Source organism: Roseivirga ehrenbergii, assembly GCF_001593005.1.
GTDB lineage: Bacteria > Bacteroidota > Bacteroidia > Cytophagales > Cyclobacteriaceae > Roseivirga > Roseivirga ehrenbergii.
Map to the genome: position 1 here is coordinate 725,806 of NZ_LQZQ01000045.1, position 15,291 is coordinate 741,096.

At 37.5% G+C, this 15,291-nt stretch carries 12 protein-coding genes; 3 read left to right on the forward strand and 9 right to left on the reverse strand.

Translation table 11 applies throughout. From position 1 onward, the window contains the following. Positions 1-5 precede the first annotated feature (5 nt). The 8 genes from MB14_RS13410 to MB14_RS13445 form a co-directional block, all read right to left on the reverse strand. Complete coding sequence (locus tag MB14_RS13410; protein WP_062592394.1) at positions 6-569, reverse strand: hypothetical protein; 564 nt, start codon at positions 567-569, stop codon at positions 6-8. 1 nt (position 570) lies between these two features. Next, the gene (locus MB14_RS13415) at positions 571-3,360 is read right to left on the reverse strand and encodes a porin family protein (protein ID WP_062592396.1); all 2,790 of its coding nucleotides are present in this window, start codon (positions 3,358-3,360) and stop codon (positions 571-573) included. 38 nt (positions 3,361-3,398) lie between these two features. Beyond that, positions 3,399-4,184: a hypothetical protein gene (locus MB14_RS13420; protein WP_062592397.1), complete on the reverse strand. Its 786-nt coding sequence runs from the start codon at positions 4,182-4,184 to the stop codon at positions 3,399-3,401. A 229-nt stretch (positions 4,185-4,413) separates the two neighbouring features. Further along, a complete protein-coding gene (locus tag MB14_RS13425) occupies positions 4,414-4,815 on the reverse strand; it encodes a response regulator (RefSeq protein WP_062592399.1) in 402 nt (133 codons plus the stop codon). A 24-nt stretch (positions 4,816-4,839) separates the two neighbouring features. After that, the gene (locus MB14_RS13430) at positions 4,840-6,456 is read right to left on the reverse strand and encodes a PAS domain-containing sensor histidine kinase (protein ID WP_062592401.1); all 1,617 of its coding nucleotides are present in this window, start codon (positions 6,454-6,456) and stop codon (positions 4,840-4,842) included. A 212-nt stretch (positions 6,457-6,668) separates the two neighbouring features. Further along, on the reverse strand, positions 6,669-7,307 hold the full coding sequence (locus MB14_RS13435) for a hypothetical protein (protein ID WP_062592403.1): 639 nt from the start codon (positions 7,305-7,307) through the stop codon (positions 6,669-6,671). Between the two features lie 216 nt (positions 7,308-7,523). Beyond that, positions 7,524-8,240 (reverse strand): LytR/AlgR family response regulator transcription factor, encoded by a 717-nt coding sequence (locus tag MB14_RS13440; protein WP_062592405.1) that lies wholly within the window; start codon positions 8,238-8,240, stop codon positions 7,524-7,526. Further along, positions 8,237-8,566: an Hpt domain-containing protein gene (locus MB14_RS13445; RefSeq protein ID WP_062592406.1), complete on the reverse strand. Its 330-nt coding sequence runs from the start codon at positions 8,564-8,566 to the stop codon at positions 8,237-8,239. The genes MB14_RS13440 and MB14_RS13445 overlap by 4 nt, the downstream gene beginning before the upstream one ends. A 479-nt stretch (positions 8,567-9,045) precedes the next feature. Between MB14_RS13445 and MB14_RS13450 the strand changes: the two genes are divergently transcribed. From MB14_RS13450 to MB14_RS13460, 3 genes are all read left to right on the forward strand, one after another. Beyond that, positions 9,046-10,887 (forward strand): Xaa-Pro dipeptidyl-peptidase, encoded by a 1,842-nt coding sequence (locus MB14_RS13450; RefSeq protein WP_062592767.1) that lies wholly within the window; start codon positions 9,046-9,048, stop codon positions 10,885-10,887. A 174-nt stretch (positions 10,888-11,061) separates the two neighbouring features. Then, positions 11,062-12,948, forward strand: coding sequence for an ATP-binding protein (locus MB14_RS13455; protein WP_062592408.1), 1,887 nt, complete (start codon positions 11,062-11,064; stop codon positions 12,946-12,948). Positions 12,949-13,176: 228 nt separating this feature from the next. Further along, entirely contained in the window at positions 13,177-13,989 is an 813-nt protein-coding gene (locus MB14_RS13460; RefSeq protein WP_062592410.1) for a Shedu anti-phage system protein SduA domain-containing protein, read from the forward strand. A gap of 296 nt (positions 13,990-14,285) precedes the next feature. Here MB14_RS13460 and MB14_RS13465 read toward each other — a convergent pair whose 3' ends face one another. After that, the gene (locus tag MB14_RS13465; protein WP_062592412.1) at positions 14,286-15,287 is read right to left on the reverse strand and encodes an ImmA/IrrE family metallo-endopeptidase; all 1,002 of its coding nucleotides are present in this window, start codon (positions 15,285-15,287) and stop codon (positions 14,286-14,288) included. Positions 15,288-15,291: the final 4 nt, after the last annotated feature.

The window sequence follows — 15,291 nt, forward strand, 5'->3', positions numbered from 1 at the left end:
GTTTGTTATCCAATTCTGTAAATCACTTGAAAACCTACTGGAAGAGATTGTGAGTTTGGGTTTTCCAAAGTGTACTTGAGCTTATAGCCGCTCCCAACGCCATCTCCCGTATAGCCATTGGCAAAGTCGTAGACGATTACTTGCTCAGTTTGGCTTAAAATGACCTCCCCAGCTCTAGGGTTGTTTGGGAAAGAACCATTTGCCCCCACCTGAACTATCTCTACCTTTAGCACCATACCGGCTGGTACCGGCTGGTTTGTGGAAACATAAATTCTAGCGGGTTGAAAGTTAGAGGCTCTATAAGTAAAGTTGATCCAAAGATTCTCTGGTAAGCCTGTTAATACTGGCATTCCCGCTTCTTGCTCTACCACCCCTCCACTTAAAAGAGCTCCATCTTCTGGCTCTACATCCAATATGGCAACTGGCAGAATGTCCACAGTGGTACTAATTGCCTTTCTGTCACCACCAAAGAGTAATAGGTTTACTCCCAATACATCTAAGACATCTTGCCCAAAAGCCGCATTAAAGCTTGACAAGGCTATTACTAGTATTATTACAATTCTTTTCATCTTAATTACCAATTTTGAAATTACTTTTCTTAATGGTGATTTTTCTCTCTTTAGGCTTCACGTTGAATACCACAGGATTATCACTCTCATTCGCATCTATAATCATTTCCTGAACTACAGACTCTAACTCTTTCTCTACTTTCATTCTAACTATACTTAGTCGGTAAGAATCTGGTACAATTTTCTTGAAGGCAAAAGCACCATTCTTATCTGACTCCACATAATAAGTGTTGTCATCATTTTCTAGCTTTAGGTAGGCACTTAGATCTTTACCGTCTGCCCCTCCCTCCAGAGCGAGTCTGCCTACCAGATTTGCTGCTTTTGTGAGTTCCAGAACCAATTCAGTACTACGGCCTTCTTCAATCTTTACTTCATATGGCAATTTTGAAATCAACACCACATCGCTAGGCAGTGTGGACTCATCTACCAATATGTAGCCATTACCTACTGGCAGATTGTTTACTTCAAACCGTCCCTGAGCATCTGATTTTACAGTGCTACCTGAGGCTATTACTTGTATACCCTTTAGTTTTATACTCGGATCTCTAGAAATAATTCTCCCCTTAATTCCTCCTTGTTTAAGTACTTTCTTAAGCGGTGCACCAAATCGGTAGGTGTACTTTAAGAAGGCAAACAACTCTTTGCTATTTACAGTATTGGGGTTCATATAATAATTCACCCTTGCCTCCAACTGGTGCCTTTTGCCCACTTTCCACAATACATTGGCATTCACAAAGTCCCTTTTTCTATAAGTTTCCTCCGGACTAAAACCACTGTTATAACTAGCTCCAACCCTGAATTTTCGGCTTACCTTGGCATTAAAACCTCCACCATACAAGTAGTAATCTGTGAGTACATTTGTTCTGTTGTATCGATTGGTTCTATTGTGATTAAAGTTCCCTCGAAGAGATAGCCCACTAGTAACACGGTAGTTAATATTCAAAAATTCGCCATAGGTATTTCTGAGATCACGGTCTTCACTCAATAGGTTTCTGGTTTGCGCTATTCGCCCATTAAAATTAACCACCCATCTATTTCTAGAGTATTTATAGCGGTAGTCTACCCCACGTTCTTGATAGTTAAAAACAGTTCTTTCCCCTCTGTCCTCTCTAGCCCTGTAGTCTGCCCGAACATTAATAAAATGATACTGATTCAATCTAAAACCAATGCCTGCGAAGTAATTTTCAAAATATGGGAGCATACCGTAAAGTGTTGTATCCCTTCGCTCATGCACCTTAGAATAGCCTTGGCCAACGCTTAAATTGAGCTTACTTAAATTGTAGCTAAAGCTATTTGAGTAGCGCACACTATTGCTCAAGCTTCCGAAAAAATCTTCACCTGCAAGGGTAAGGTTTCCTCTATATGACAACCTGCCTTCTCTGTGCGATATATTAACATCACCAGCATAGTCCATTGCATTAGCAGAAACACTGGTAGCCACTTCCATTTGCACACTGGTTTTTTCATCTTCATAGTCAGTGGAAAACGCTATAATTTGACCAGACTCACCAGCACTTTTTACTGCTGTGTAGTTGTAGTACTGAGCGATTTCTTTGGAACTGGTGATTGATAAAGCCAAGTTGAGCTTATCAGTAGGCCAGTAGTTTACCTTACCTCCAAAAATGGGTTCTTCGGAGATAGCATAAAGTCTTGGCTTGGTAAAAAAAGCGCTTAACTCCCACTTACCTATTCGCTGATCTACTTTAGCTCCAAAGCCAAAGCGCCCCATAAAACCTAAGCGATTGATATTAAAAACGTGATCTCCGATAAACACTCTAGTGCTATCTTTATATCTGTAAATAAGACTGTACTGATCATTCACTCCGAACCTAGTTAGGTTACTTTGATTTGGTGCCCTGACAATAAAGTTCAGATGGTGGTCTTGTTTTAAATCTAAATAACCGTTACCTCTTAGTTCATAGAATTGAGAGCTCTGATACTCTTCATTATTGCTATATATATTATGATAAACGCTTGCTTCAATTGGGAAACGGAAATAAGCGTCTTTCTTGGCTATTTTAGTTGGAAAAACCTTAGTAGTACTATACGCCTTTTTCGATTCGCCAGTAGACTCAACAGTAAGCTCCAAGTCGCAGCTAATCATTTGTATACCATTGGCCTGACCATTAGATTTTTCCTTTACCCTAACCAACACTGTAGAGTCTGGAGCAATCTCATAAAATTCATCATCCAGTAACTCATTGGTAGTTCTTACACTCAAACGTTCGACAATATTCCCTTCATTTCTCAATTCAAAAACAGCTTCAATGGCTTCTCCTGCCTGTATATTTTCTGGGGCAGTTAGATTTCTAATCTGAACATTATGAAACTCTTCTACAATAAATTTAACTTGTTGAGAAGCTATCACTTCCCCATTATTATTTACTAATATGAAGCCTCCACGCTTCTCTCCTGGCGATTCGCTGAAGGGAATATAAAAGCTTACCAAAACCATTTTGGATGCTCCATCTTCTAGGCTAAAATCATTACCAGCGGTAATTAAATTCCAACCCTCAGGAAGGTTTAATTCTGGAAATAATTGAATCGTAGATCCTGTATTGTTCAGCACCTCAAATGCCAATGAATGTCTGCCGCCTGGCTTGAATAGCCCTTGACTTTGTTTTGTCTCTACCTGAACTCCCGACTCTTGAGCCTGCAGTTCTGTGGCAAGCAAAACGGTTATTAATAGAGAAATGTAAAAAGTCACATTTACAGCCAGTCTATGAAAGGCAACGACTATTTGTGCTACTATAGACTTTTTTGAATTATATGTATGAGTTGGATGCAACATGACTTTATGATTTAATGGTTTTGTAAATCCTTACTAGCTTATTTCTGAGTTAGAGATATATTAGTACCTACATACTCCTTTCTTGCTTCTGCCAGTAGCAGGCACTGGTATTCTCCCTCTGGTAAATCAGATATATCAATAATGTAATCTTTACATACCCCAGGAAAAACTAGGTTACGGTCCGTTTCTAAAACCTTCACCTTATTACCTTTCGAATCATATACCTCTAAAGAGAGCTTCACACCTTCTATAAAGGCACCATCATTTTTCATTTTTATACCCAATGCTCTTTTTCCTGTTTTTTCATCAAGCTGAACTTGTTCAAAATCAAGGTTTGGCTCATCAAAGCCATTTACATTCGTCAAAAGACCAACCGCATATCTTATTTTGGTATTAAGGCCAATACTATTGTTCAGCATCTCCTCCTTTATTGGTCTTTCTACATATACCATCATTACACTCCAGAATGAACCTTTCAAACCTTGGTCTTTAGGGATTGTGATTTTGAATTTGTGTACATATCTCTCTCTGGGTAGAAGTAACCTTTCAGTTACCCCACTATCTATCCACCCACTTGATGATTGTAGATGCGGGTTCATCTCGGTAAAAACACGATTGGCACCGCATGAAAAAATAGCTTCGTTAATGGAGAACTTTACTCTTTGTTCTATGTCTGACCCATTGATTAAAACTATTTCACCTACGATTACATCGCCAGAATTTCCATTGTACATATGGGTTAGGCCATTAATAATTGTAACCGAAGCAAATGCACTGCTTGCTAAGGAAGCTATTAGTACTAGTGTTAGGAATATTTTTTTCATCGCTATTGGCTTTTTGTTATTGTTATAAGTCAAAAATGCGGTATTGAAAGCGGTTTATTTCTGAAGGCTCGGTAAAGTGCAGACTTGTATAGACGAATGGAGAAAAGCCTTCTTTTAAGCTCTTAAGAGGCTTAAACGTTTAGGTAGGTTTACAGAAAACATAGACCATTGCATAAAAAAAGGCCTGAGCTCACCACCCAGACCTAATTAACCTCAACACGAATTTCCTTTAAGCAGCTTTCCCTTTTGACGCTATCAATTCAACGCCTTCCATAGTAAGCGGTTTCTGTATATAGTCTTGTACACTCTTGTATGACTTTGCTTTAATCTTATCTCTTTCATCTAAGGAAGATGACAACATATAAATGTCAATTTTCTCAATCAGGTGAGCGTCTAAAAGTTTAAAGCGCTCTAAAAAGCCCCAGCCATCTACAATTGGCATATTGATATCTAGAAACAGTGTAATGAGCTCGTGTGACTCATTGTCGGACTGAATAAATTCTAGGGCCTCGATAGGCTGAGTAAATTCATAGACAATGGCCTCTGGTAGTACTTTCCTTATGATTACCTTAGATAAAAAGTTATTTACTGGGTCATCATCTATTACTATGAATATATTTTCGTTTTTCATGTTATTATTTTTTTTGTTTATCGACTATGCTGGTAATTCAATGGTAAAAGATGTACCCTTACCAACTTCACTATCTATTTTGATTTCTCCTCCCAAGGCCAAAACCTGAGAGTGTACCATGTATAAACCCATTCCTCTTCCTTCTTTATGGTTATGAAATCGTTTATACAGTTTGAAAATATTATCTCCGTGTTTTTTAAGATCTATACCAATTCCATTATCCTTAAAATTGATAATCACTTTACCTCTTTTTACTGAACTACTCACCTCTACGACTACATCTGAATTCTCCTTTGAATACTTAATGCTATTGCCAATTAAATTGGTGAATATGCTAAGCATATAAGCCTTAACACACTTAACCGTTCTGGTTTGGTTAAAATCCAATTTGAATTGAACATTAGGCTGATTCTGACTACCGAGAGTATCAATAGCTTCCTGTACTAATTCCTCTAAATCTACCTGAGCCTCCACCTCTTTAATTTCATCACGCATTTTCAGAATAGCATTAAGATCTTTTACCACCTGATCTAGATTGGCTGATGATTGATGTAGTCCTTGAGTAGTTGAGTCAAACAAATCATCCTCTGGATTAAGTTGAGTTATTAGTTGAGAAAGCCCTAAAATATTAGCTAAGGGAGCTCTTAGGTTATGTGAGACGATATAAGCAAACTGTTCCAAAACCTCATTTCTTTGAGTTAGTCGCTTATTCATTGCTTCCTTTTCCAGAATCAATCTTTTCTCCTGAGTGATATTTAAAAGAGCAATAGTTACACCTAGCACATCTCTTTGGCTGTTTAGAATAAGTGACATCTGTACTTTTAGCCAAATTCGTCCTCCATTTGGCAATCGAAAACAAGACTCTTCACAGAAGGTTGTACCTGTATTCAATACATGCTGAATAGCGCTCAGAGCCTTAGATTTTTTACATTCTTGAATGAAGGCTAAAAGAGGTTTGTTACTTTTGAGCTCTTCCCCATTGAGCATCTTAGAGAATTCATTAGCCTTAGGGTTATAAGTCATAACCTCAAGAGCATCATTTATGAGTACATAACCCGTTTCTGCATTTTCTAGAATATTCTTCAGATTAGACCTTGTACTTTGAAGTTGAAGTAACTGTGTTTTTTTCTCGGTAAGGTCTTGGGTAATACCAATCAAACTAATTGCTCGGCCTTTATCGAACACAAACTCACCACTTTGTTGTACATACTTTACCTTTCCGTTTTTATCTATAATTCTATGACCTACGTTAAAAGATTTCTTTAACACTAGGCTCTCGGCAACTGCTCCAATCATTTCATCCAAATCTTCAGGATGCACATGGCTGTAAAACAATTCAGAGTTTAATTTTACTTGCTTTGGTTCGTAGCCATATATTCTATACACCTGATCGGACCACTGTAAAGATTCTGATATGGACACCCCTTTATCGTTGTAGGCTATTTCCCAAGAGCCCGTTTGCGCCATTTTCTGTAAGGTGGCTACTCTTTGTATTTCTTTAGAAGCCAATAGTTCTTCTCTACTGGGGGTATCTATTTTATTGGTCTTACGAGAATTTACTGGTGTGAACCTGGCATCTATTACAAACAGATCAGAATTATCTCGATTCATTAGTGTATGGTTCTCATCCGTGCTTTTCATTGTTTCTGATTGTTGTATTATCAAATTTGATCATCTCTTTAATGAGTTATTTTGAAAAATAGACCGATTGCACTTAAGTATCGATGAAATGCACATGAGTGACTTTTATGATAACTGTGAATAAACTGTGTTCTTAACCATCACTATTAGGTAATAAAAAAAGACCCTGAGTCTTATTAGAGTCAGGGTCTTAAGTCTGTGCGATAAGATTCTTACAAATCAGACAAAGTATACCTGATAGTAGCTTGGTATAAACCTGCTTCGTAAGAGGAAAAGTTACCACTCTGCTCTAAGGTGTAAGATAGCTTTACACCGTAGTTTTCATCACCAGTGTAAACACTTTCAATACTGCTTACTAAAAGCGCGTCTGTTCCAATTGGAGTTGTGGCGCCTAAAGCTACACCACCAGCAGTAACTGATCCAGCAGAGTCTGCACTACCACCATTGGCAACAATTACAGGAGCCTCTGGAGTAATTCTTAAATCTAGACTAGCAGGGAAAGTACTTCCTGGCTCAAACTGCACATCGATTTGTCTTGTTACATCAAACCCAGATCCACTGGCACCTGTTACACTAGTGTAATTAAGGTATAGGTTTTCATAACTAATGGCTTCAAAAGCATATAAACCAGCTTCAGCATTTGCTCCAACTAAGGTAATGTTTGTCATGTCGGCAATAATGGTTCCTGCCTCAAAACCTGTGTTCGCGTCAAAAATATCTAGGAGCGCTACTTCAGGAACATTCACGTCTAATTGATGTGAAGCGATGTTGGTGTCATTGTTGTCTTGAGCTAAAGCTGTTTGAGCAAAGAAAGCCAAGATTGCTGCGAAGAATAAATTCGTCTTTTTCATAAGTAATAATGTTTAATTAGAAATTTGTTTTTCTTGTATGATTATGGTTCAAACATACGGGCAACAATTTCCATGAATTGCTAATTGGAGGTCAACAGCAATTAAGTTTCGGTGAATTGTGGGAATGAGCCTTTAAAAAATAAACGTTCGCGAGGCTGCCTCTAAACTATTCTAACTAAACATTTAAAACGGTAATCGTAACTAAAAAGCGCCAATCTATAGCAGGTTGAGCCTTCTCATTAGTTCTGGGCGCTTTGTGCGACTTATTGGCACAACACTTTTAGCAATAAGAATGGTATTATCTTGAATATCTATAATTCGGCTTAAATTAATAATGTAAGACCTATGAACTTGAAAGAACGGATCATCAGGTAGTTTTTCAGTGATTTTTCTGAGTGTGGAGTGTACTCGATAATCTTTCTCTTGAGTTTTTATATTAATGTAGTCTCCATCTGCCTCAATGAGGTTAATGGTATCAGTTTCTATCTTGATGAGAGTTCTATCTATATTAATATATAGCGTTTTCGAAGAGGTGGTCGAATTATCTGATGATTCCGATGTTCCACCCACTGCCTTGGTCGACTGAAATGATTTTGCTTTCTGAACAGCCTTGAACAGTCTATCCCTTGATATAGGTTTTACTAGATAATCAATCACACTCTCATACTCAAATGCTTCAAGAGCAAACTCCTTATCTGAAGTTGTAAGAACAATTTTTGGTGGATTTTTCAGGGTTTGGATAAAGTCAAAACCTGAGAAACCAGGCATATGTATATCAAGAAATATCAGATCTATATCATTCTTATTAAGGAATTTGATAGCTTCAATAGCATTATCAAACGCTTCTATTAAATCCAGATCTTCAATTTCTGAACATAACTGATCCAGAATAACTCTGGATGTCTCTTCGTCATCTATAATGATACAGGTCATTCTGTTTCGGTATTAATACTATTTAAAAATGTAGTCATTATTTTCAATAACCCCTCAAAATCATCTTGTAATGATTTTGCCCCTTCACGAAGTTCATCTTCAAAATCTGCTGTCAACTTGTAACCGTCTTCCATTCCTAACAAACTTACTTTATGCTTTATTTTATGCACCAACATAGCGGCTAAAGCATAATCTAGCGAATTGATGGAATTCCTAAAACCGTCAATTTCTTCTGGTAATTCTCTTTTCAATACTCCGAGTATTCTGTTCTCAAAAGTAGCATTACCATTGGCCAATTGCTTTATATAGTTCAGGTTAGGTTTCATTATGGAGGTTCTCAATAATAAGGTTCCCCTTATCTTCCCTTCAAGATAATAATTCAATTGCTATACTAAAGAAAAATCACCCAATTTAATATTGTTAGAAAGTAAACAATAAGGCCCCCTAACAATTGAGTTAAACATCAAGAATCTAATCTTCATTCAAATACGAGAACTCTAGCTGTTCATATATGAAATTGTGTTGGGAGATAGCCTAATTTGACACCAATCCTTTCAAAACAGAATAACAGTAATTCGTTTACCGTGCTCTTACTTCGTCAATTGTGATACAATATGTTAGTTGTTGTCTGTCCATGTACAGTATATATTTTAAAGGATAAGGTAAATACCACTAAAGTGTATGGTTTAACTCCTTCAAATCCAAATAAAGGATATAGCTTGCCTTATTGACGGGCTTCGTCTATCTTCCTGTCATCGTCTCAGTAATTGGACGTATTTGATTCTATTCTACTAAAGAAATGCTTATGAAAAAATCATCGGTACTGAATATAGCGGCTTGTTTTGCGCTGCTCTTTTTGGGCTTTTTACCAATGGCCAATGCACAAAAGGCCGTTCCTGTATTCGAAAATGGCGAAACACAGATTGTTCCCGCCTTCAACGATCCTGAAAAATGGATTCGACATGACCTTTGGGTTGAAACTGAATTTGACACGGATGGAGATGGCAAACCAGACCGTATGCATGTAGATGTTACCCGTCCGTACCAAACCGATACAGAAGGTTTAAAATTGCCGATTGTCTACGAATCGAGTCCTTATTTTGCAGGAACTGCCTCTTTAGCTGATGGCGTTTTATGGGACGTGAAACACGAATTGGGAGCCACCCCACCTGCAAGAGTTAATCCTACAGTAACGCGCAGAGGCGAGCGACCAATCATTTCAAATTCTCAAATCAGAACTTGGGTACCGCGCGGCTATATAGTGGTGCATTCTTCCTCTCCGGGCACGGGCCTTTCTCAGGGCTCTCCTACCGTGGGTGGCGACAATGAATCATTAGCACCCAAAGCAGTGATCGACTGGCTGAACGGTAGAGCAAAAGGCTACACCAGCCCAGATGGAAATGAAGAAGTAAAAGCCTATTGGAGCACTGGAAAGGTGGGCATGACGGGTACTTCCTACAATGGAACCATTCCATTGGCCGCAGCCACCACAGGCGTTGACGGTTTAGAAGCCATTATCCCTATTGCACCGAACACCTCCTACTACCATTATTATAGATCAAATGGTTTGATCAGATCTCCGGGTGGCTATTTAGGCGAAGACATTGATGTGCTTTATGACTTTATTCACAGCGGTGATGAATCGAAACGTGCATATAACAATAAGACTGTAAGAGACACGGAAATGAAGAACGGCATGGACAGAATCACGGGCGATTACAATGACTTTTGGGCAGGCCGTGATTACTTGAATGACATGGGACCAATGAAGGCTGCTTTACTGATGTCGCATGGTTTTAACGATTGGAACGTGGTACCTGAGCATAGCTTACGTATTTATGAAGCGGCCAAGGCCAAAGGCATTCCAAGCCAAATATTCTACCATCAAGGCGGACATGGTGGGCCTCCCCCAATGAGCATGATGAACCGTTGGTTTACTCGCTATTTACATGGGGTAGAAAATGAAGTAGAAAATGATGCAAAGGCTTGGGTAGTGAGAGAAAGCGATGCAATGGACAAGCCTACTGCTTATGCCGATTACCCAAATCCAGAAGCCAAACCTGTGCAATTCTATTTGTCGAAAGGTGCTCCTAAAGCGGGTGGACTTAGCACTAAGCGTTCGGCAAATCAAGGCAAAGAGACTTTGGTAGATAACTATTCTTTCTCGGGCGCCACTTTAGCGCAAGCCGAAATCACCGACCATAGGTTGTTATACGTTTCTCCAGTGCTTACTGCGCCAGTGCATATTTCTGGTACGGTGAAGGTTTCAATTAAACTAGCCAGCAGTAAGCCGGCCGCTAACCTTTCGGTTTGGTTGGTTTCTTTGCCATGGACAGAAGGTAGAAATTCTAAAATTACGGACAACCTCATTACCCGTGGTTGGGCCGACCCTCAGAACTATAAATCATTAAGAGGAAGTGAGCCTTTGGTACCGGGTAAATTCTACGAAATGTCTTTTGAATTGCAGCCAGACGATCAAATCATTGCTGCAGGACAGCAAATTGGCGTAATGATTATGTCTTCCGACCGTGAGTTTACGCTTTGGCCAGCGCCAGGCACCGAACTCACCGTTGACTTAGACGGCACCAGCATTTCCATTCCTATTGTAGGCGGAACAGCGGCTTTTGAAAAGGCAATTAAGAAGTAATGAGTACGGTGTAATTGGTATTGAGTAAAAAGGATTAAAGCCCGTTTCTTATGGTAAAAGGAACGGGCTTTTTGTTTTATTTCATGAATTATTTGCTAGATTTAAAACTACTCTCTCAGCACCTAAACTTTTTGACACCATCTTAATTGGAGCTTTAATTAAACTACAAACTGAATGTATTTAAAGAAATTAAAATTACTCAATTTCAGAAGCTATGAATCAATTGAAATTGAATTTGACCAAAATCTAAATGTAATAATTGGTAAAAATGACATCGGTAAATCAACAATTTTAGAAGCATTAGATATTTTCTTCGGACAAGAAAGAATTAAAATAGATATAACAGACAAAAATGTATTTCAAGGTTCTGAAATGGCAATAAGCTGTAGTTTCATTATTGAACCAGAAAAAGAGTATCTAATAGACACAGATGTAAAAACTAATCTTAAAGATGAATTTCTATTAAATAAGGATGGTTTATTAGAAATTAAAAAAGTTTGGGATTGTAGTAAGGAAAAAATCACTGCAACCAGCCTTAAAACATATATCATTAGTGAGTACCCAAAAGAATTCCACAAATCGCCTTTGCCAACATTAAAAATTGACGATTTAAAAAAAATATTAGAGAACGTAGATAATTCTGATATTGCATTTGCCCTTCACGATAAATTAAACAACAATGAACTAGAGGGACTTGAAATTGGGACATATAGTGCTGATGTAGACATCAAAATTCCTATTAAAATAGACAAGAGAAAAAGAGCTGATATCCGAAAAGCTATCTATCAAGTAATTAATGACAAAGAATTAATAACAGTCGAGTTGCCAATCGATAAGGAAGATGGTAAGAACATTTGGAATAGTATAAGCAACGACTTACCTCTCTTTTTTTTATTTCAGTCAGATAGAGCAAATAAAGACACAGATAAAGAAGTCCAAGACCCTCTCAAAGTTATAACCAAAACCGCTATTGGAAATGTACTTGAGAAACTTGAGGAAGTCAAAGAGTTAATTAAGCAAAGTGCTGAATTGATAGGTAATGAAACTATCAAGAAACTAGAGGAAATGAATCCAGAGCTTGCTAAAGTTTTAAAACCTGATGTTTCAAATAAGGCTTGGGATACTCTTTTTTCTTTCTCTTTTATTGGTGATGATAATATTCCAATGAATAAAAGAGGAAGTGGTGTAAGAAGATTGATTTTATTAAACTACTTCCGTGCAGAAGCTGAAAGAAAGAACAGTTCCAATAAGACAGTAATCTATGCTATTGAAGAACCAGAAACTTCACAACATCCGAATCACCAAGTTTTATTAATTGACGCGTTAAATGAAATTGCTCAAAAAGAAAACCACCAAGTTATTATCACGACACATTCGCCTGAAATCGCAAAACAGTCAAAAAGTGAACACCTAATCCTAATTGACAAAGTTGATGGAGTAAATAGAATAATTCAAGATGACAATAAATTAAAGGCTATTGCTGAAACATTAGGTATTACAGCTTATTTAGGAAAGTTAGTTATATGTGTTGAAGGTGAAAATGACATAAACTTTTTATTAAACCTGAATCAAACTATAACGGATTTTAAAGATATTATCGACTTGAAAAAAGAGAATATTAAAATTATCCCAATGGGTGGCTCTTCTTTAAAGAATTGGGTTGAAAGACATTACCTTGAAGGCTCAAACGTTGTTGAATACCATTTGTACGATAAAGATTCAAACGAACAATATAAGTCTACAGTGGAAAAAGTTAATTCTCGTTCTGATAACTCAAAAGGCGTATTGACAAAAAAGAGAGAAATGGAAAACTACATTCATTCATCTTTATATGATAAAGAGTTTGAAATTGATTGCTCTACCATAGAAGATTGGGATAATGCAGATATCGCAAGAATTGTAACTGATAAAACCTCAAAATTTAATGACGAAAAAATAATCAAGCAAATAACTAATGGAAAGCTAACTAAAGAGTTGAAAAAAGAACATCTGGAAGAAATGAATGCTTTTGTGGAAATTAAATCGTGGTTTGAAGACATAAAGTATTTGAATGAAAATTAACATGGCACACTTTTGCCCATGTTGGTATCCTTTCTTCCGCTCTTATTAATATTCTTCATCAATATGACACCTAAGGGAGAGAAACCACCCAGCCATTAGAACACCATCATAGTCAGCACTGCTTATAGAGACTATAATGAATTTTAATAAATCACATGAGAAATATGCTCAACAAACGTGGCATATATATAACGTTAACTGCAATCAAAAAAAGAACATAAAAAGAGTATGTTATACGATAGAGATTTCAACATTTTGACAGAAAATGAAACTGCCCTGAGTGCAAAGGCCGAAAATTATAAACGAAACAATTTAGGTAAGCTTGGAGAGTTGACACCAAAAGTCATAAGCAAATATCATGAGATAAAACCTCAGGCCATGTACCATTATGAATCTCTTTTCCCTAATAATTACTTACATCCTGACAGCCTAGATGACAAAAATGAACTAAGAAAAATTGAACAAGAATTTAAAAATCTACTAAACTCTGATATTTCCGAAAGGAAAATTCTCAATTACATAAATGAAAACAAACATTATAATCTGATCGCATCTCTATTCCATGCTGGCTATACATTTGGACATCATGGTGCTTACCTATTTAAAGAATTTGAATTTCCGACAACTTATAAAGCTGATTATTTATTGGTTGGAAAGAATTCAAATGGATATCATTTTTTATTTATTGAATTGGAAAACCCAACAGGATCAATAACAACAAATGATGGCGCATTTGGGCTAACCATTAGAAAAGGAATAAAGCAAGTTAAGAGTTGGGATAAATGGATTGAAAGTAACTTTCACAGTTTAGTTCTAACATTTGAAAAGTATAGAAATCCACGAATTGACTTACCTAATGAATTTAGAGCATTAAATAAAACAAGGATAAGCTATGCAGTTATTGCTGGTAGAAGGGCTGATTTTAATGATAACACTTACGATGAGAAAAGAAATTTATTTAGAAAAGAAAACATCCAAGTGCTGCATTATGACAACTTAATTGATTCTTTTCATCTATTCCAAACGACCAATAATTATTAAAAAGCCAACTAATCTTCGTTTGCAACGAGGATTTAAGCCCACCCCTAATAATAAAATATTTAAGTCTTAGCGAGATGCTAAGGCTAATAGGATGCCTGAGTCTAGTAGCCTATAAAATGGTTAAAACCATTGATCAAAACATTCATTCCTATAGCCCACGGTTTAAACCGTGGGCTATGTGCTCCCCTACCTACTACAACCGTTTTAACGGTTTTTACAGACAGATCGAGACACTCCGCCCCAAGCCCCTCTGGTCTTAGCCTCTCGCTGAGACTAGTGCAGGGTAAATAAAATAATTACCAATCCCCTTTAATCGGTGAAGTACCAGCAAAATTGACTACTTTTTCAACATAGATCGGGTCGTAATAATGCCCCCCTTCCTTGAATTCTGGATTCCATTTTTTAGAGCCATCGGCTTGAAGGGTATATAAAAATGGAGAAAGCAATAAGCGTTCTAAATGCCAGCGGCCTTCAGCACCACTGGGAATTTCTTCGCCATCACCATAGACCATCAAACCACCTTCGGCAAACACTTCGTTTTCTGGGTTAATGTCCTTGTACTCATGACTTACATTAATCACCTTATGCCCTATTTCATGCGCCACAGTACTTCTCAACCGATCAGGACGCTCCAAGTTGGTGATGGTAATGATACCCCTTAAATCTTTAGGAATACTAGTGGTATAAGAATATGGTGGAAACGAAAGTCCACCTGTTCTCACCGATTTGATCATCCAATTTCTTCCTTCAGAAACATCTAGGAAAGGATAAAAAACTTCCTGCAAAACCGTCAAATAAATTGTTCGGTGGTTGTCCGGGTTCGGTTCAATAAAAGTACGAAAGGCCATTTCGGTTTCTGAGGTAAGTTCAGCGGGGTGACGCTGCATGTGCTGATAGGTATTGGCATATTCCGTTTTTGGAATGCCCGGAGTTTTGTTGGCTTGAATAGAAAGGTAGCGCGAATCAATATCGCCAGTCTTCACCCATAATAAATTGATTTGCACTCCCGTTGGCGCATAGATTTCTTTGGCCGCTTCAATACTGTACATTAGTCTGTCTAGCGTCACTTTCTTAAAAGCGGTATCTAAGTTAGAGGGGAAATATACCCCTAAATCGACAGTGAGTTTACCGGGCTCTAAATCCGTATTGAAGGCTTCAATATCGATTCCTTCTACCGCACGCCACTTTACAACTTCTATTTTGTGTGAGGCATTTTCATTGGCCTCTTCTATTTTACTCTGAGGAGAAAAACAGCCGAAAAGACATAGGATTAGTGAGAAGCTTAGTAGTTTTTTCATGATT

Bases quoted from the DNA above. Each gene is read 5' to 3' on its own strand.
- MB14_RS13410 (WP_062592394.1), bottom strand. From the start codon at position 569: ATGAAAAGAATTGTAATAATACTAGTAATAGCCTTGTCAAGCTTTAAT.
- MB14_RS13415 (WP_062592396.1), bottom strand. From the start codon at position 3,360: ATGTTGCATCCAACTCATACATATAATTCAAAAAAGTCTATAGTAGCA.
- MB14_RS13420 (WP_062592397.1), bottom strand. From the start codon at position 4,184: ATGAAAAAAATATTCCTAACACTAGTACTAATAGCTTCCTTAGCAAGC.
- MB14_RS13425 (WP_062592399.1), bottom strand. From the start codon at position 4,815: ATGAAAAACGAAAATATATTCATAGTAATAGATGATGACCCAGTAAAT.
- MB14_RS13430 (WP_062592401.1), bottom strand. From the start codon at position 6,456: ATGAAAAGCACGGATGAGAACCATACACTAATGAATCGAGATAATTCT.
- MB14_RS13435 (WP_062592403.1), bottom strand. From the start codon at position 7,307: ATGAAAAAGACGAATTTATTCTTCGCAGCAATCTTGGCTTTCTTTGCT.
- MB14_RS13440 (WP_062592405.1), bottom strand. From the start codon at position 8,240: ATGACCTGTATCATTATAGATGACGAAGAGACATCCAGAGTTATTCTG.
- MB14_RS13445 (WP_062592406.1), bottom strand. From the start codon at position 8,566: ATGAAACCTAACCTGAACTATATAAAGCAATTGGCCAATGGTAATGCT.
- MB14_RS13450 (WP_062592767.1), top strand. From the start codon at position 9,046: ATGAAAAAATCATCGGTACTGAATATAGCGGCTTGTTTTGCGCTGCTC.
- MB14_RS13455 (WP_062592408.1), top strand. From the start codon at position 11,062: ATGTATTTAAAGAAATTAAAATTACTCAATTTCAGAAGCTATGAATCA.
- MB14_RS13460 (WP_062592410.1), top strand. From the start codon at position 13,177: ATGTTATACGATAGAGATTTCAACATTTTGACAGAAAATGAAACTGCC.
- MB14_RS13465 (WP_062592412.1), bottom strand. From the start codon at position 15,287: ATGAAAAAACTACTAAGCTTCTCACTAATCCTATGTCTTTTCGGCTGT.